Genomic DNA, 17628 nt, shown 5'->3' with positions numbered 1-17628 from the left:
GAACGGCGTCAGCACTATGAAAGTCCCTGCTGACGGGTTCAAGCCGCGCGCGCGGAAAACCCGGGAAAAAAACCGCGTCGGGGAGATAAGCGGGTTTATCGCGTGGGCCGTGCCGACTTCACGCACAGGCGCTGGCATTCCACGCGCGTGTTGAGCTGCGCGTCCCGCGCGCCGGGCGGGCTAGAGTGCGCGCCCTGCCCCGGGGGCGTTTCCAACCATGGTCACCCGAAAGAGCGAGGACAACGAGCGGCTCATCGACCGCGATCTGACGGCCCTGGCACGCGAGGGACGGCTCACGGCCGCGCACGGCCTGGACGGCGCGGTGACGGAGGTGCTCGGTCTGCTGGCGCGCGGCGGCAAACACCCGTTGCTGTCCGGCGAGACCGGCGTGGGCAAGTCCGCCCTGGTCCAGGAAGTCGCGCGCCGCATCATCGAGGGCCGCGTGGACGCGGAGCTCGCCTCGGCGCGCATGGTGGAGGTGTCCGTCGCCAACATCCTGGCGCGCAGCACCCAGCGCCAGGCGGCCGAGACGTTCGAGGAGCTGCTCGAGTGGCTCCAGCGCCACCCCTGCCCCATCGTCTACATCCGGGATCTGCCCGCGGTCATCGGCGGCCCGCTCGCGCCCGTGGCCTTCCGCGCCCTGCGCACCGGCACCCCGCGCTTCATCTTCGAGACCGAGCCCAAGCGCGTGCAGGAGCTGCTGCGCGCCGACGAGTCCTTCGCCGAGCGGCTGCACCTGGTGCCCCTCCAGGAGCCGCCCACCGAGCGCGCCCGGTGGATCCTCCACCGCGTCGCCGAGGAGCAGGAGCGCGAGCTGCGCCTGCCCATCGATCCGGCGGCGTGCGACCTGGCGCTGCGGCTGGCCTCCAAGTTCCTCCTCGCCCAGCGACTGCCGCGCAAGGCCATCGAGCTGCTCAAGGAGACGGCCGCCGAGGCCGCGGGCAGCGCCAAGGATCGCGTGGGCCCCGAGGACATCCTCACCCGCTTCTGCGCCACCACGCGGCTGCCCCGCTTCGTCGTGGACGACGCGATGGCGTTGGATCTCGACGAGACGGAGCGCTTCTTCGGCGAGCGGCTGCTCGGGCAGACCGACGCGGTGCAGGCCGTGCTGCGCTCGGTGGCCCTGCTCAAGGCGGGCCTGAACGATCCGCGCCGGCCCCTGGGCGTGTTCCTCTTCGCCGGCCCCACGGGCGTGGGCAAGACGCAGCTGGCCAAGCTGCTCGCCGAGTACCTCTTCGGCTCGCCGGACCGGCTCGTGCGGCTGAACATGGCGGACTTCCCCAACGACGGCGACGAGAGCGTCCCCTTCGGCGCCGCCTGGGCCCCCGCCATCGAGACCAAGCGCGGCGAGCTGACGGCCCTGCTCGAGGGCAAGGTGTTCACCGTGCTGCTGCTCGACGAGTTCGAGAAGGCCGCGCGCAGCGTGCACGACCGCTTCCTCCAGCTCTTCGACGAGGGCACCTTCGTCAACGGCGCGGGAGAGACCATCTCCTGCAACAACACCGTCATCGTGGCCACGTCCAACGTGGGCTCCGAGGTGTACCGCGAGCCGTCCATCGGCTTCGTGGGCTCGCGCCGCGCCGAGGAGCTCATCGTCGAGGTGGACCGGAGGATCGCCGACGCCTTCCGTCCCGAGTTCCTCAACCGCTTCGACGCCATCTGCCACTTCCAGCCGCTCAGCAAGGTGGAGATCCGGAAGATCGCCCAGCGCGAGGTGGGCCGGGTGCTCGAGCGCGAGGGCATCCGGGCGCGAGGCCTGGACGTGGAGGTGATGCCCGGGGTGGTGGACCTGCTCGTGGAGCGGGGCTACTCGCCGCAGTTCGGCGCGCGCTACCTGCAGCGGGAAATCGAGAAGACGCTCACCGCGGCGCTCGCGGTGGAGATCGCCCGCAAGCCGCTGCGGCCGGGCACGCCCGTGCGGGTGGAGACGCGGCCGGGCAACAAGGTGGTGGCGGTGGCCGAGGTGGCCCCGCGCCCCCGCGAGGAGACGGCCCAGCTCGCGCTGCCCACGGAGAAGTCCGTGTCCGCGGTGAAGCGGCGCCTGGACAAGAAGTCCCTGCTCGCCGAGATGGATCGGCTGGTGGGACGGGCGCGCGCGCTCGCCGTCTCGGCCAACCGGCCCCGGCTGGAGGAGCGGCGCGCGGAGCTGCTCGCGGCCACCCAGGCGCCCAACCTCTGGGATGACCCGCAGCGCGCGGCGTCGACGCTGCGGGCCTTCCGCTCGGTGGAGGCGCAGCTCAACGAGTTGGACCGCTTGGAGGAGCGCTCCACGTTCGCGCGGCGGCTCGTGCGCGAGGCCAAGGGCGAGGCCCAGCTCTCCTCGGCGGCCAAGCAGGTGGAGGAGGTCGCGCGCGAGGTGCAGATGGCCGAGGTGCTGGGCACCTCCGGGGAGATGGACCAGGGAGACGAGGCCCTGGTGGACATCTGCGCGAGCGAGACGAGCGAGGGGCAGGCAGCGTGGGTGCAGGAGCTGGCGTCCATGTACCTGGGCTGGGCGGAGCGGCGCGGCTACGAGGCGCTCGCGGTGGCGGAGGCGGAGGAGCCCTCCCGAGTGGTGGTGCGCGTCACGGGCCCCGGGGCCTACGGCTACCTGTCGGGCGAGGCGGGCCTGCACCGGCGCATCGAGGACGAGAAGCGGCAGCGCGCCTACGTGCGGGTGCACCGGGGTGGACCCGTGGAGGAGCTCGAGCAGCTCGACGTGGACGGCCGCGAGGTGCGGCGGTACGAGGGCACCTTCGTCAACCGGGTGAAGACGGAGGTGACGGTGCGCGACGAGACGAGCGGCCGGGTGATGACGCTCGCGGGCGCGGGCGAGTTGGAGGAGATGAAGGACATCGCCTCGCGAGTGGTGCGAGGCCAGGGAGGCAGCGGCACCGCGGACGAGGCCCGGCGCTACCACCTGGGCCGCAGCGCCCGCGTCGAGGATCCCCGCACGGGCGCTGGCACGCCCCGGGTGAAGGACGTGCTGCGCGGCGAGCTGGATCTCTTCATCGCCGCGTGGATTTCCCGTCCACCCCTCGGCGGCTCCACCCCCACGAGTTGACGCGCTCGGGGGCGGTGGGGGCGTCTAGGATGGGGGCATGAATTCCGTCATCGGCGCTTGGAAGAAGACCCTGGCCTGGGTCCGCTCCCGCGCGTGGATCGCCCTCGCCCTGCTCGCCGGCTGCCGCGGTGTCCCCGTCCAGGTGTCTCCCCAATCCCCCGCGCTGCGCTTCAGTGGCCGCGTGGACTGGAGGGACAACTCCGGCCCCCGCATCGGCTGGGGAGGCTCGTCCCTGACCGTGCGCTTCACCGGCACCTCGCTCGGCATCCGCCTGTTGGATCTGCCCAAGTACGAGGAGGCCGCCCCCAACCGCTTCCGCTTCAGCGTGGACGGCGCCCCCTTCCGCGACCTCTATGTCGGCGAGGGCCCCATCCTCTACCGGATCGCCGAGGGACTTCCCCGGGGCGAGCACGTGCTGCGGCTGGAGAAGGAGACCGAGCCCGCCGTCGGGGAGACGCAACTGCTCGGACTCGAGCTGGACCCGGGCGCCCGGCTCTTGCCCGCGCCCCCCGCGTCCCCGCGCCGCATCGAGTTCGTCGGGGACTCGGGCCTCACCGGCTTCGGCATCGAGGGCAAGAACGCCCAGTGCAGCTTCAACGCGGAGACCCAGCGCGCCTCGCTCACCTGGGGCGCCCTCGCCGCCCAGGCGCTCGGCGCCGAGGCCTCCTTCGTCGCCTTCTCCGGCAAGGGCGTGGCCGTCAACTATGGCAACGATCCCACGCCGCCCCTGCCCCAGCTCTACACGCGCACCCTGCCCCACCGCGAGGACGCCCCCTGGGACTTCTCCTCCTGGGTCCCCGACGCGGTCGTCATCCAGCTCGGCGCCAATGACTTCTGGAAGGAGCACCCGGGAGAGGAGCGCTTCCTCGACGCCTACCGCGCCCTCGTGGCGGACATCCGCGGCCACTACCCCCGGGCCCACATCGTCTGCGTCCTCGGCTCCGGCGTCAGCGACACCCACCCCAAGGACGTCCAGGCGCGCACCCGCGTGCGCGAGCTGCTCTCCGGACTCGTGGACACCCTGCACCAGGGGGGCGACAGCCGCGTGCACTTCGCCGAGGTGCCCGCCAACCGCGAGGACGAGGGCCTCGGCTGCCTGTGGCACCCCAGCCGCAAGACGCACCAGCGCACGGCCGAGCAGATGACGCCCCTGTTGCGCGAGTGGCTCGGCTGGTAGTCAGGGCGCCCCCGCCCCTCCAGGCGCTGGCGCCGTGGGAGGCGTCGCCGGTGCCGTGCCCGGGGCACGTCCCCACTCGCACAGGCTTCCACGCATCCACTGCCGCGAGCAGGCCTCGCGGGCGATCGGCTCGCGGAACTGCCAGAGCAGGGCGGCCAGCACCGCCAGGAGGATGAAGAAGCCCAGGCCCCACGAGCGCGGCTCGCCCTCGTCGTCCTCGTGCACCGTCACCAGCGCCGAGCGCAACATGTCCGCCCGGTCCACCGTGGCTGTCTTCGGCAGCCGGGGCCGGCGGGTGATGAGCATCGCCAGGTCGCGCGTGAGCATCAGCCGATCATTGAGCGCCCAGCCCGAGCCCTCCAGCAGCAGCGCCAGGTTGCGCTTGCGCAGCTTGAGCCAGCCCAGGAGGCCCGAGGGCAGCATCACCACGGCGGCGGCGATGATGAGCGCGGTGAGGACATCGAACACCGTGAGCGAGCGCACCTGCGACACGATGAACGCCAGCGAGGAGCCCACCGCCGCGAACGCGATGCCCGTCGCCGCGAGGAAGCCTCCCGGCCCTCCCACGGGCGCCGCGGCCGGGGCTGCAGCCGGAGCCGGGGCCGCGGGCGCCGCGGCCGGAGTGGCCACCGCGGAGGCCGCCACCCCGGTGCCGTGCGTGTAGCTCTTCTCCAGGGACTCATCGAGCGACTTCTCGCCCGCGGCCGCCATGCCCTCGATCTTCGAGGAGATGAACTTGCCGATGCGCTCGAAGGGCATCGTCATCGCCTCCCACAACGACACGGGCTGCCGGACGATCTGCGTCACCACGGCGTCGTACTCGCGCTGCTCCACGTCGTAGAACACGCCGCGCTTGCCCACCGACAGCTCGGTGCTGCGCCCGCGCGTGACGGGCACCGCCACCTCGTAGCTCTCCCCGCCCTCCCGGGAGATCACCTGCACGTAGAGCGTGCAGGTCGTGCCCTGGTTCGTCAGCGCGGAGTGCGCGGCCCGGTCCTTCACCAGCACCGACAGCCGGTAGCGCCGCCCTCCGAGGATGAGCGTGCCGCGCTCCACCAGCGCGCGCCGCTTCGTCTGGTAGAGGTCCGGCATGCTGATGAAGTTGTTGGCGAACGTCAGCAGCCAGCGCTGGTAGAGGATCAACCGCTCCAGGTCCTCCACCGCGCCCAGGGTGTCCTTGCGCGCCAGATCCTCCCGGCACTTCGCCTCGATGGCGTCCAGGTCGGACTCGGAGATCGTCGCCAGCACGTCCGCCCAGTCGCGCAAGGGGCTCGCCTCCAGCCGCGCCTGCCAGGCCAGGATGGCGTCGGCCCGCGCGGACATCTCGCGCCAGGACGCGTCCGACAGCGTCGCCTGATCATTGGACACCGGCACCGCCACGTCCCGCCGGAACGCATCCAGCTTCTCGAACGCGGGGCCCCGGTACATCCGCGACCAGCGCAACAGCCCCCCCGGCTCGGGAGGTGCCACGGGCAGCTCCGACACCACGCGCGAGAGCGCCTGGAGGTCTCCGAGCGCCCCCTGCACCCGTCCCCCGTCCAGCTTGAGGCTCGTGACGGCCTCGGGCTGGGCCGCGATCAGCCGGCACTGCAGGAAGTACGTGTCCAGCAGCGGACGCACCTCCTGGATGCGCCGGGCCCGCTCCACGCTCGGCGCGCCCCAGACGAGCACCGCGGCCCGCTCGGCCAGGTGGGAGAGCAACGCCCGCCGCTCCTCGCGGAAGCGCTGGAGCATGGGCAGATCCACCCCGGACAGCCCCGCGCGGTTCTTCACCTCGGGAAAGGCCCCCATGAGCCGGAAGGCCAGGGGTTGCACGGCCGCGGGCAGGAAGGCCGGTGCCACGATGCCATCCCCATTGTGACCCGCCTCGCGCAGCGCCCGATCACTCGCGCGCACCTGCTCGAGCGAGATGCGCGTGCGATCCTCCGCCTTCAAGGTGTCCAGCAACAGGCCGGCCGCGTCCCGGGCCCTCACCGCCCCATCGGCGAGCATGTCCAGCACCAGCACGTCGCTCCCCGCGTCCGCCCCCTGGAAGGAGCGCAGTTGCTCCGCCATGAACCGCACGGCCTGCCGCACCTCCATCACCCGGATGCGCCCGTTCTTGTCGGTGTCCAGGTACTCCAGGAAGCGGCGATCACAGGTGAGCCCCTCGACGGGACACGCCGTCGCGAGCCACTGCGTCTCGGGAATGTGGACGGCCTCCACCAACACCTCGAAGGAAGGAATGGAGACCTGGAGGGACCCCCCATAGCGGCGGTAGACGAGTGGACGCGGCATGGCGCACAAGAGAGCACAGCGGCCCGCACGCTGTCCCGAGGACAATCAGGGCGCTCGGCGGCCCGCCCGGCGTGTGGTGTGCCTTGCATCCCGCCCCCTGCTCGGGGCATGTGGAGAGGCGTGAGCCAGCCAGAGCAGCAGGTGGGAGCGAGCGCGGTCCGCATCACGTCGGGGGACGACCTCTTCAGTGCCTATACGGACACGCGGAGCCGGCGCCTCACCCGCCGACAGGTTCTCTCCTACGGCCTCGGCCTGGTCATCTTCGCGGTGCTCGCCTACGTCGCCGTGACCTTCCAGCCGGAAGCCACCCCCTTCCGCGTGGACACCCACCAGGGGATGCGCACGGTCCTCCGGGGAATGACGCCCCAGGAGGTCTCCGGCATCCTCGGGCCGCCCGTCGGGCGGGAGCAGCGCGGCGATCAGGAATGCCTCCAGTACGGCCGCCCCAGCCTCAAGGCGGCCAGCTTCATCCTGACCACGCTCTGCTACGTGGACGGCAAGCTGCAGAACATGAGCGCGCGGCGCTACAACTCCTGGGTCGTCACGAGCGACGGCGCCATCACCCCCGCCCCCATCGAGGGCGAGGAGCTCGTCCCCCCGCCCGAGCCCGGCGCTCCGAACCTCGCGGGTGACGCCCAGCCCTGAGGCCGCGCTTCACCCGGGCCGCTCAGGCCTCCTGCGTGGAGGGTGCCACCTCGCGCAGCAACACCCGGCGCCGCAGGTGGTCCACGTCGTAGTGCGCCACCGTGCCGTCGACCACCAGCGGAGACCCCGCCTGGCAGGCCACCTCGGCGGGCGTCACCGTGGAGGCCACATTCGTGAGCGCCTCGCGAACCCGGCGGTACGTATCCCCCCGCAGCAGGGCCAACTGGCTCCAGGCTGACGGGTCGATCTCGACGGTGTAGGCAGTGGGGTTCATGCGCAGGCACTCAGTGTTCACCAACCCTTTGAGCACGAATCGGGCCACCCCCATCCCTCGTGATTCCGGAGACTTGGCGGGGCGTACGCGGCGACTGGTGGAAATTGTTACAGGTCCAGACTTCAGGGCCCGGAATGTTGGATTGATTCAGGGCGGGGATTGCGGCACCAAGCGGCAGTCCTTTCGCCGTGAGGTACCGTCATTCCCAGCACCAACCTGACCTTCTCGTCCGTCGAGGCCCACCGCACCTGGCTGGAGGAGCAGTCCGCCCTGCCGCGAGGATTCCGTGTCGGTCGGACGCGCTTCGACTTCGTGCCCGCCGAGGTGGACAAGCCCGCGAAGATGAACCTCACGCTCATCGTGCTCGACGAGCCGACGCCGGCGTTCGGGGCGGTGTTCACGACGAACGCGTTCCCCGGGGCGCCAGTGCTCGTGGGCCGTGAGCGGCTGCGCGAGCCCACGCTGGGCGCGGTGGTGGTGAACAACAAGGTGAGCAACGTGTGCGCGCCGGGCGGCGTCGAGGCCTCCGAGCGGCTGTGCGCGGAGGTGGCGCGGGGCCTGGGGTTGAGCGCCACGCAGGTGCTGCCCTGCTCCACGGGCGTCATCGGGTGGCGGCTGCCGGTGGACGCCATGGTGGGCGCGGTGCCCGCGGCGGTGGCCTCGCTCGACGCCCGCTCCGTGATGCCCGCCGCCGAGGGCATCATGACGACCGACCTCTACCCCAAGGTGCGCCGGGCCTCCGTGGGCCAGGGAAGCATCGTGGGCATCGCCAAGGGGGCGGGGATGCTCGAGCCCAACCTGGCCACCATGCTCGTCTACCTGCTCACCGACGTGGACGTGCCCCGCGACGCCCTGCGCGCCACCCTGCGCTCGGTGGCCGCCAGGACGTTCGGCTGCATCAGCGTGGACAGCGACACCAGCACCTCGGACACCGTGGCACTCCTCTCCTCGCGCCAGGTGCCCTGCCCCTCCCTGGAGCAGTTCGAGTCCGCGCTCGAGCGCGTGTGCGCCGACCTCGCCGAGGACCTGGTGCGCAATGGGGAAGGCGTCCACCACGTCATGCGCGTGCGCGTGCACGGCGCGCCGGACGAGGCGGTGGCGCGCGGCATCGGCAAGTCCGTGGTGAACTCGCCCCTGTTCCAGTGCGCCGTCAACGGCAACGATCCCAACGTGGGCCGGCTGGTGATGGCCATCGGCAAGTACGTGGGCGCCCACCACCCGGGGATGGATCTGTCGCGCTGCACGCTGCGCATGGGCGGGCGCGTCATCCTCCAGCAGGGCACCTTCCGGCTCGACCACGAGGCCGAACGCGCCCTGGTGGCGCACATGAAGGAGGCCGAGCTGTACGCGAGCGTGGCGCCCGCGGACGGGCTCACCTTCCGGCCTCCAGTGACGTGGCCCCCGCACGAGCGCGCGGTGGAGCTCGACGTGGACCTGGGGCTGGGCTCGGCGGCGTGCACGGTGCTCGGCTCGGACCGCAGCCACGAGTACATCAGCGAGAACGCGGACTACCGCAGCTGACGGCGCGCGGGGGGCGGCACATCCCGCGAGGAGTGCCGCCTCACATCTTGCGCATGCGCACGCGGCGCACCTTGTGGTCCGAGCCCTTGAGCAGGATGAGCCGCGCGCGTGAGCGCGTGGGCGCGATGTTCTGCGCCAGGTTGGGTCCGTTGATCTCCGCCCAGATGGACAGGGCGCGCGCCGTGGCCTGCTCCTCGGAGAGCTCGGCGAAGCGCCGGAAGAAGGAGCGCTCGTCGCGGAACGCCGTCTCGCGCAAGCTCAGGAAGCGGTCCACGTACCAGCGGCGGATGTCCTGCTCGTGCGCGTCCACGTAGATGGAGAAGTCGAAGAAGTCCGACAGGAAGGTGTGCGGCAGCTTCCCCCCCTCCACGGACCCCGTCTGCAGGACGTTGAGCCCCTCGAGGATGAGGATGTCCGGCCGGCGGATGGACAGGAACTCACCGGGGACGATGTCGTAGACGAGGTGCGAGTAGACGGGGGCGCTCACCTCGGCGCGGCCGGATTTGATCTCCGCGAGGAAGCGCACCAGGGCGCGCCGGTCGTAGCTCTCCGGGAAGCCCTTGCGCAGCATGAGGCCGCGCTCGGTGAGCACCCGGTTGGGGTAGAGGAAGCCGTCCGTGGTGACGAGCTCCACGTGGGGGTGGTCCGGCCAGCGTGACAGCAGCGCCTGGAGGATGCGCGCCGTGGTGCTCTTGCCCACCGCCACACTGCCCGCGATGCCGATGACGAACGGCACCCGCTGGGTGAAGCCGCCCAGGAACGCCTGCTGCGCCGTCCACAGGCTCTGCGCCGCCGCCACGTGCAGGTTGAGCAGCCGGGACAGGGGCAGATAGACCTCCTCCACCTCCTTCAAGTCCAGCTGCTCGCCCAGTCCTCGCAGCCTCTCGACCTCCGCCGCGTCGAGCAGCAGCGGAGTCGACGCGCGCAACGCCCTCCACGCATCGCGCTCGAAATCGACGAACATGGACGCGGCCTGTTGCTTGGGTACGGACATGCGGCCGCCCTCCCTGACGGCCACCCCATCCTACCCAAGTGTCTCGCGCAGGACGGAGTCCTCTTCCCGCCGGCAGCACCCGGACCGGAAACCGTCCGTGAACGACATTCTCCCCGGGCTTCGTCTCCATTGACCTCACCAAAAGCGAGCAGGCGACCGTATTTCCGATTGCGCGGTTTTTCCCGATATTTTCCAGGAGGTCGGAGATGAAGGCGGTCGAAAGCCAGGGGAGCCGTTCGAGGCGGGAATGGGGGATGGCGGGGGTGCTGTGGGTCTGCGGCACGGTGGCGTGCGGTCCGATGCGGCAGGAGCCCCTGGAGACCTCCAGTGCCCTCGAGCCCATCGCCTCCGCGAGCCAGACGCTCTCGTCCGACAACGGAGAGTCCCTCAATGGGCTCGCCTTCAATGGCCTGGCCTTCAACGGGCTCGCCTTCAATGGCCTGGCCTTCAATGGCTTGAACAGCGCGGCCTTCTCTTCCTGGTACGACCAGGATCCGGCCCTGGCCGACAACGTCATGAAGTACGTCACGGCGTGCGCGGCGCCCGCCGGGGAGACGCGCACGTACACGGACAGCCAGGGTCAGGTCCGGGTCTGGAGCGGCTCGCTGGGGCTGGCGCCGGACTGGGTCAGCGGCCGTCCCGCCACCGTGACGGAGCAGCAGCTCGTCTCCGCGTGCCTGGCCGCCCACGTGAACAAGTTCGGGCGCACCGTGCCCATCTCCGTCCTGGGCCGCAGCGCGCACGACGAACCCATCGCCACCTCGGCCGAGGAACTCCAGACCTTCTCCCAGCGCGAGGGGTGCTTCTTCGGCAACCTCTTCACCGCGGAGGGCGTCTTCGTGGGACATGACGACCCGCTCTTGTCGCCCCAGGAGAGCAGCGTGCGCGCCTGCGCGCTCGAGTCCGGCCAGAACGCGTGCGCGCCCATCACCCAGGTGGGCCCTTGCGCCTCACGGTGCACGCCCGATCCCACGAACACCTACTACACCCACTGCACCCTCGACGGCACCACCTACGCGGCCATCACCACCCGCATCCGCCCCCAGGAGATCTACACGTGTGGCGATGGCGTCTGCCAATTCACCGAGTCGTGTGGCCTTGGCACGGACGCCGCGCATTGCACCCAGGACTGCGGCCTCTGCGAACAGTGAGTGAAACGCTTCACGCCACGGACACCTCTCCCAGCCCGAACGACAAGACAGAGGACACGCGGAGAACCCCCGGAGGCGGCCCACGCCCCCGGGGGTTTTTCCTTTCACGCGACTCCCGCGGCATGTCGCCACGGGGACACTGACCTGCCCCCCGAGCGCATTTCCCTCCAGGCAGAGAACCGTTAAACCTGAGAAAGACGAGAGAGCGGCCAATATCGCCGTATTCCAGAGCACGAATACCCAACACATCGGGACGGGGGGCAATCCATGAAGAACTGGACGACACTGCTGGACGGCGAGCTGCGGGAACAAGCACTGCGGACCGTGGATGAGATCGCCGAGGTGCTCCAGTTCAGTCAGGGATTGGAAGGGCCCTCGCTCGTGGGGGGACTCGCCGGACGCGCCCTGCTCTTCGCCGAGTTGCAGCGGGGCCGGCCCCAGCTCGGCCACGGCGGCCACGCGGAGCGGCTCATCCACCAGGCGGCGCTGGCCATCGAGGAAAAACCCTTGCTGCCCTGGCTCCACGGGGGCTTCACCGGAATCGCCTGGTCCATCGAGCGGCTCGGCGCCCTCGGCCTCCACGGACTCGAGGACATGGACGAGATCGACCAGGTGCTGCTCGACCTCCTCACGCGGCAGCCGTGGAGCGCGGAGTACGATCTCCTCCAGGGCCTGGTGGGCCTGGGCGTCTACGCGCTGGAGCGCCTGCCGCGCCCCCTCGCCGTCCAATGCCTGGAGGCCATCGTCGCGCGGCTGGAGGAACGCTCCACCCGCGCGGGCTCGGGCCTGTCGTGGTGGACGCCGCCCCATCACCTGCCGCCCCAGCAGCGCGCCATGTACACCGCGGGCTGTTTCAACCTGGGCGCCGCGCACGGCGTGCCCGCCGTCGTCGCCCTGCTCGCGTTGATCTCCCGCACGGGCGTGGCGGAGAAGAAGGCACGTGAGCTCGCCCAGGGGGGAGCGCGCTGGCTGCTCGCCAACGCGCTCCCGCACAGCCCCGGCGCGCGCTTTCCCTCGGCCGTGGCGCCGGGCGTGGACGTGACGCCCTGCCGCTCGGCCTGGTGCCACGGCGACCCCGGCGTCGTCCTGTGCCTCGTCGTCACCGCGCAAGCGCTCGGAGACGAGCAGCTCGAGCGCGAGGCACTGGCCATCGCCCGCGAGGCCGCCCTGCGCCCCGAGGAGCAGTCCGGCGTGTGCGACGCGGGCCTGTGCCATGGCGCGGCCGGCCTCGGCCACATCTACAACCGGCTCTACCAGGTGTCGGGAGACGCCACGTTCAAGCAGACCGCCACCGAGTGGTTCACCCGCACGCTGCGCATGCGCCGCCCCGGCGAGGGCGTGGCCGGCTTCGTCTTCTGGTCCTCGCCCACCGGCAAGAACGAGGACATGGGGTGGATCGCCGACAAGAGCCTGCTCAACGGCGTCACCGGCACCGCGCTCGCCCTGCTCGCCGCCGCTCAGCCCCACACCCCGCTGTGGGACGGCATGTTGATGGCCTCCATCCCCGCTTGATCCGGTCCGCTCCCCATGAAAACCGCACAGACCGAGAACACGTCGTGGGACTTCCCCTTCGCCCCCTCCGGCTTCTTCGTGCTCCGCACGCCCCTGCTCCCCTTCGATGAGCTGGACACCTGGGGACAGGGCATGGAGGCCCCCCGCCTTCCGCCGGGCCTGCCCCTGGAGCCGGCGCTCCAACGCGACCGCGCCACGCTGCGCGCGCGCCTGGCGGAGCTGGTGCGCCGGCCCGAGGTGCGTGAGGCGCTCTTCGTGGCCTCGCCCGGCTTCCACGATCACCTGGAGCAGTGGGAGCGCGCCCCCGAGAGCGAGCAGGGAGTGAAGCTGGAGCGCGGCCTCGTGCGCTACCTGTCGCGCATGGCCGGCCGGCCCACGCCCTTCGGCCTCTTCGCGGGCTACTCCGTGGGAGAGCTGGGCGAGCACACCCGGCTGCGCACCGGGCCCCGCGAGCGCTACCAACGCCACACCCGCCTGGACATGGACTACGCGTGCCTGCTCGCGGAGGCGTTCTCCCGCTCGCCCACGCTGCGCCCCCACATCCCCCACCGGCCCAGCACCAGCCTCTACCGCGCCAGCAACCAGCTGCGCTACGCCGAGCGGCGCCTCGCGGCACGCCACCGCGCCTACCACCTCATGGCGATCGAGCCGACCGAGTACCTCGAGGCCGCGCTCGCCCGGGCCCGTCACGGCGCGCGGCCCGAGGAGCTGGCGCGCTTCCTCGTGGAGCTGGACCCCGACGTCAGCCTCCACGAGGCGAGGGGCTACGTCGACGAGCTCATCGACAGTCAGCTCCTCGTGTCCGAGCTGCACCCCCCGGTCACCGGGCCCGAGGCACTCCCCGAGCTCATCTCCCAGTTGCGCCAGCTGCCCGGCACCACGTCCCTCACCGAGACGCTGGGCGCCGTCCAATCCTGCCTGGAGCACCTGGACCGCGAGGGGCTTGGCGCGTCGAGCGAGCGCTACCTGGACGTGGCGCGCATGCTGGCGAAGCTGCCCGCCCCCGTCGAGCTGCCGCGGCTCTTCCAGGTGGACCTCGTCAAGCCCGCCCCCGAGGCCGTGCTGGGCAAGGAGGTGCTGCGCGAGCTGGAGAAGGGGGTGCGGCTGCTGCACCGCCTCCACCCCTCGCCTCCGGAGGATGGCCTGGAGGCCTTCCGCGACGCGTTCCTCCAGCGCTACGCGGGCCGGGAGCTGCCCCTGCTGGAGGTGCTGGACGAGGAATCCGGCATCGGCTTCGTGACGTCCGGCGCCCCGGACGCGCGAGCCGTCCCCCTGCTCGAGGGGCTGAGCCTGGGCGCTCCCCGGGAAGCACGCGCCAGCTTCGGCGAACGCGAGGCCCGGCTGCTGCACAAGCTCGAGCACGTGCAGCGCACGGGCAGCCAGGTGATGGAGTTGAGCGACGAGGACCTCGCCCAACTGGAGAACGCGTCCCGCGCGCCCCTGCCGGACGCCTTCATGGCCATGGCCACCGTGGCGGCCGAGTCCGAGGAGTCGCTCGCCCGGGGCCGCTTCCAGGTCCGCCTGCTCATGGCGGCGGGTCCCTCGGGCGCCAACGTCCTGGGCCGCTTGTGTCTGGGGGACGAGCAGTTGCACCAGAAGGTGCGCGAGCACCTGCGCGCCGAGGAGTCGTCGCGCCCGGACGCGGTCTACGCGGAGATCGTCCACCTGCCCCAGGGCCGGGTCGGCAACATCCTCGCCCGCCCGGTGCTGCGCGACCATGAGCTCACCTACCTGGGCCGCTCCGGCGCCCCCGAGGACCAGCAGATCGACGCGTCCGATCTGCTCATCTCCCTCCAGGGCCGCCGCATCGTGCTGCGCTCGCGGCGGCTGGGGCTCGAGATCATCCCCCGGATGACCAACGCCCACGACCACGGGGCGCGGAGCCTGGGCCTGTACAGGTTCCTGTGCACCCTGGCCACCCAGCACCAGTGCGGCGCCTTGCAATGGAGCTGGGGCCCGCTCGCCCACGCCCACTTCCTGCCGCGCGTCACCCACGGGCGGCTCGTGCTCTCCGTCGCCCGGTGGAACTTCTGGCGCGACACCCTGGAGGGACTCGGCACGATCACCGGCGCCCGGCGCTTCGCCGCCATCCAGGCGCTCCGGGCCGAATACCGCCTGCCCCGCTTCATCGCACTGGAGGAGGGCGACCAGATCCTGCCGGTCGACCTGGACAACGTGCTGAGCGTCGACACGCTGGTGCAGCGCATCAAGGACCGGCCCCGGGTGACGCTGGTGGAGCTGTTCCCCCGGCCCGAGGAGTTGTGCGCCCACGGCCCCGAGGGCCGCTTCCACCACGAGGTGGTGGTGCCCTTCGGCCGCACGCGCCCCGCGCCCGCCGAGCCCCGGCGGCTCCACGAGGTGCCGGGGCCGCGTCCCGAGCTTTCCGCCCGCGGCTTCCTGCCCGGCTCGGAGTGGCTGGACGCCAGGCTCTACACCGGCGCGGCCACCGCGGACCGGCTGCTGACCGGGCTGGTGGCGCCGCTGGTGCGCGCCGCGCTGGGCTCCTCCGCGGCCGACGGGTGGTTCTTCGTCCGCGAAGCAGACCCGGACTGGCACCTGCGGCTGCGCTTCCACGGCGCGCCCGAGCGGCTCCAGGAGGTGCAGCACGAGCTGATGAGCATGCTGTCGCGAGCCCGTCGGGAGGGGCTCGTCTGGAAGGTGCAGCTCGACACCTACGAGCGCGAGGTGGAGCGCTACGGGGGCATGGAGGGCATGAGGCTGTGCGAACGCCTCTTCCAGGTGGACAGCGAGGCGGCACTCCAGTTGTTGGCGCTGCTCCGGGACGACGACCGCGCGGAGGCGCGCTGGCGCTTGATGCTGGCCAGCATGGACTCCCTCTTGTCGGACCTGGGCATGGATCTGGATGCGAAGCTGCGGCTGGTCACCGCGCTGCGCGAGGGCTTCGGCCGCGAGTTCCACGTCCAGCGCGCCACCGAGCACCAGTTGAGCGAGCGCTATCGCCGCGAGCGGCGCGGCCTCGAGCAACTGCTCGTCACGCGCCGGGTCCAACAGCCGATGCTCGCCCAGGGCCTGGCGGTGCTCGCTCGGAGATCAGAGCGGCAGGCGCCCATCACCACCGCGCTCCGGGCCCTGTCCGAGGCGGGAAGGCTGCGAGTACCGCTCGCCGAGCTGGCGGGCAGTCTGCTGCACATGAATGCCAACCGCATGGCCCATTGCGCGGTCCGTGCGCAGGAGCTCGTCCTCCATGACTATCTCCGCCGCCACTACGGCTCCCTGCGGGCCCGCCAAGGACAGACATCGCCGATGCGGTCCGCCGTGATCCTCAGCACCGCGAGTTGAACTCCGAGCCCCCGCGCCCATCTGTTCAAGAGGCCACGTTGCATCCCAGCGGGGTCTCTTCCTCCGAGGACGAGCAGTGAAGCCCCCCTCCACGAGGGGAATGCGGAGATGGGTTTCTCGCTGACCACCACTGGACGGATTGCCACGCCCTGCCCAACCTTTCCTCTCAACCCAGACAAGTCGAGGTGGGGATGGATGCGTGGCGAAGCGCGGTACTGCTCTGCTCGCTGATGGTGGGCTGTGGTGGTGGGCTGGGCTCGGAAACCCCCACACCGGAGAGCGAACTTCCGCCCGCGGGTGTGCCCGCTGGGGGAGGAGGCGACCGCGCGAGTGCTCCACCGGCCCGTCCGACGCTGGGCACCGCGCATCTCGTCAAGGATGTCTTCCCGCCCTCCGATCGCCCCTCCCGGACCGACCCGGGCCCCTCGAGCCTGGTGGACTTCCAGGGACGGCTCTTCTTCGCGACCCATTACGAGGACGGCACCCATGCCCTGTGGGCGAGTGATGGGACCGAAGCGGGCACCGCGCGGGTGAAGGACTTTCCCGCGCTCGCGGACACGACCACGGACCTCGTGACGGAACTGACGCCCCTGGGCTCCCAGCTCTTCTTCGTCGCGGGAGACGCGGCGCACGGCCCGGAGCTCTGGGTCACCGACGGCACCTCCGGCGGCACGCGGCAGGTGAAGGAGCTCACGCCGGGCACGGGCGGCGACTCGGCGCCCTACAAGCTCACCGTGGTGGGCGGCCAACTGCTCTTCTTCCGTTACATCCCCGGCACGGACAGCGGCCACACCGAGCTGTGGAGGAGCGATGGCACGGAGGCGGGCACGGTGCTCGTGCGCGACATGGGGCCGGACTCCTCGCTGAGCTTCTCGCAGGTGCTCGTGGGCAACACCCTCTTCTTCGTCTTCACGGACGCGGAGCATGGCACCGAGTTGTGGAGGACGGACGGCACGGCCGAGGGCACGGTGCTGGTGAAGGACATCCAGGCCGGTCCCGCGAGCGCCTACCCGGCCCACCTCCAGAAGCTGGGCACGTCGGTGTTCTTCCTCACCTCGACGCCTTCTTATGGCAGCGAGCTGTGGCGCACGGACGGCACGAGCGAGGGCACGGTGCGCGTGCGGGAGCTGTCCGCGGACTCGGACGGCCCCATCCCCAACCTGATGGAGGGCCCGGGCAGCCAGTTGTTCCTCACGCTCTCCACGCCGTCGGATCACCTCCTGCGCCTGTCTTCCCTGACGGTGGACGACGCGGGCGCGGTACAGGAGCGGCTCGTGGCGACGCTGCCCAACGCCTTCTCGGAGCAGCCCGATTCGGATCCCCTCATCGGCACCTCCACCGTGGCGGGTGGCCGGCTCTTCTTCAGCGTGAACATCTCCTCGTCGGGACCGGCGCCCCGGGACGTGCAGCTCTGGATGACCGATGGAACGGCGAACGGAACGCAGCAGGTGTCCCGGCCCCTGAGCTTGTCGGATGAATTCCAGAGCGAGCTGTTCACCCTGGATGATCGCATCCTCTACAGCAACATCGGCGAGGGACAGGGACTGGAGCCCTGGGTGAGCGACGGAACGGCGGAGGGAACGCGGCAGCTCCAGGATCTCGCCCCCGGGCAGGACTTCTCCTATCCGCACGACTTCACCCGCGTCGGTGCCTCCGTCTACTTCACGGCCTACACGCCGGGCCACGGCGCCGAGTTGTGGGTGCTGCCCCTGCGGGAGTAGTCCCGGGCCCGCG

At 71.2% G+C, this 17628-nt stretch carries 11 protein-coding genes; 8 read left to right on the top strand and 3 right to left on the bottom strand.

Features of this window, described 5'->3' with window-relative positions:
- The first annotated feature begins 217 nt into the window (after nt 1-217).
- Both D187_RS16895 and D187_RS16890 read left to right on the top strand, forming a co-directional pair.
- Nucleotides 218-3043 carry an AAA family ATPase gene (locus D187_RS16895; protein ID WP_002629108.1) on the top strand — a complete coding sequence of 942 codons (2826 nt, stop codon included), beginning with the start codon at nt 218-220 and terminating at the stop codon, nt 3041-3043.
- A gap of 37 nt (nt 3044-3080) precedes the next feature.
- Nucleotides 3081-4220: an SGNH/GDSL hydrolase family protein gene (locus D187_RS16890; RefSeq protein ID WP_002629109.1), complete on the top strand. Its 1140-nt coding sequence runs from the start codon at nt 3081-3083 to the stop codon at nt 4218-4220.
- Here D187_RS16890 and D187_RS16885 read toward each other — a convergent pair whose 3' ends face one another.
- Complete coding sequence (locus tag D187_RS16885; protein ID WP_002629110.1) at nt 4221-6497, bottom strand: hypothetical protein; 2277 nt, start codon at nt 6495-6497, stop codon at nt 4221-4223.
- Between the two features lie 120 nt (nt 6498-6617).
- On the opposite strand from D187_RS16885, the gene D187_RS16880 reads away from it, so the two are divergent.
- Nucleotides 6618-7142 (top strand): hypothetical protein, encoded by a 525-nt coding sequence (locus D187_RS16880; RefSeq protein WP_002629111.1) that lies wholly within the window; start codon nt 6618-6620, stop codon nt 7140-7142.
- Nucleotides 7143-7164: 22 nt separating this feature from the next.
- Here the strand turns inward: D187_RS16880 and D187_RS16875 are convergent, their stop codons facing one another.
- Nucleotides 7165-7416, bottom strand: a complete 252-nt coding sequence (locus D187_RS16875) for a hypothetical protein (RefSeq protein WP_002629112.1) — start codon at nt 7414-7416, stop codon at nt 7165-7167.
- Between the two features lie 312 nt (nt 7417-7728).
- On the opposite strand from D187_RS16875, the gene D187_RS16870 reads away from it, so the two are divergent.
- Nucleotides 7729-8937 (top strand): bifunctional ornithine acetyltransferase/N-acetylglutamate synthase, encoded by a 1209-nt coding sequence (locus D187_RS16870; protein ID WP_002629113.1) that lies wholly within the window; start codon nt 7729-7731, stop codon nt 8935-8937.
- Nucleotides 8938-8977: 40 nt separating this feature from the next.
- On the opposite strand, the gene coaA is transcribed toward D187_RS16870, so the two are convergent.
- Nucleotides 8978-9931: a type I pantothenate kinase gene (coaA, locus tag D187_RS16865; protein WP_002629114.1), complete on the bottom strand. Its 954-nt coding sequence runs from the start codon at nt 9929-9931 to the stop codon at nt 8978-8980.
- 206 nt (nt 9932-10137) lie between these two features.
- Here coaA and D187_RS16860 point away from each other — a divergent pair, with 206 nt between their 5' ends.
- The 4 genes from D187_RS16860 to D187_RS16845 all read left to right on the top strand — a co-directional run bounded on the left by D187_RS16860 (nt 10138) and on the right by D187_RS16845 (nt 17615).
- A complete protein-coding gene (locus tag D187_RS16860) occupies nt 10138-11082 on the top strand; it encodes a hypothetical protein (protein ID WP_063724989.1) in 945 nt (314 codons plus the stop codon).
- Nucleotides 11083-11349: 267 nt separating this feature from the next.
- The gene (locus D187_RS16855) at nt 11350-12594 is read left to right on the top strand and encodes a lanthionine synthetase C family protein (protein ID WP_002629116.1); all 1245 of its coding nucleotides are present in this window, start codon (nt 11350-11352) and stop codon (nt 12592-12594) included.
- Between the two features lie 15 nt (nt 12595-12609).
- A complete protein-coding gene (locus tag D187_RS16850; RefSeq protein ID WP_002629117.1) occupies nt 12610-15894 on the top strand; it encodes a lantibiotic dehydratase in 3285 nt (1094 codons plus the stop codon).
- A gap of 191 nt (nt 15895-16085) precedes the next feature.
- Complete coding sequence (locus D187_RS16845; RefSeq protein WP_002629118.1) at nt 16086-17615, top strand: ELWxxDGT repeat protein; 1530 nt, start codon at nt 16086-16088, stop codon at nt 17613-17615.
- Nucleotides 17616-17628: the final 13 nt, after the last annotated feature.

The sequence above is a fragment of the Cystobacter fuscus DSM 2262 genome (assembly GCF_000335475.2).
GTDB classification, from domain to species: Bacteria; Myxococcota; Myxococcia; order Myxococcales; family Myxococcaceae; genus Cystobacter; species Cystobacter fuscus.
The sequence above is the reverse complement of the archived record's forward strand: the minus strand, read 5'-3'. Positions and strand labels throughout refer to the sequence as shown.

Bases quoted from the DNA above. Each gene is read 5' to 3' on its own strand.
- D187_RS16895 (WP_002629108.1), top strand. From the start codon at position 218: ATGGTCACCCGAAAGAGCGAGGACAACGAGCGGCTCATCGACCGCGAT.
- D187_RS16890 (WP_002629109.1), top strand. From the start codon at position 3,081: ATGAATTCCGTCATCGGCGCTTGGAAGAAGACCCTGGCCTGGGTCCGC.
- D187_RS16885 (WP_002629110.1), bottom strand. From the start codon at position 6,497: ATGCCGCGTCCACTCGTCTACCGCCGCTATGGGGGGTCCCTCCAGGTC.
- D187_RS16875 (WP_002629112.1), bottom strand. From the start codon at position 7,416: ATGAACCCCACTGCCTACACCGTCGAGATCGACCCGTCAGCCTGGAGC.
- coaA (WP_002629114.1), bottom strand. From the start codon at position 9,931: ATGTCCGTACCCAAGCAACAGGCCGCGTCCATGTTCGTCGATTTCGAG.
- D187_RS16860 (WP_063724989.1), top strand. From the start codon at position 10,138: ATGAAGGCGGTCGAAAGCCAGGGGAGCCGTTCGAGGCGGGAATGGGGG.
- D187_RS16855 (WP_002629116.1), top strand. From the start codon at position 11,350: ATGAAGAACTGGACGACACTGCTGGACGGCGAGCTGCGGGAACAAGCA.
- D187_RS16850 (WP_002629117.1), top strand. From the start codon at position 12,610: ATGAAAACCGCACAGACCGAGAACACGTCGTGGGACTTCCCCTTCGCC.
- D187_RS16845 (WP_002629118.1), top strand. From the start codon at position 16,086: ATGGATGCGTGGCGAAGCGCGGTACTGCTCTGCTCGCTGATGGTGGGC.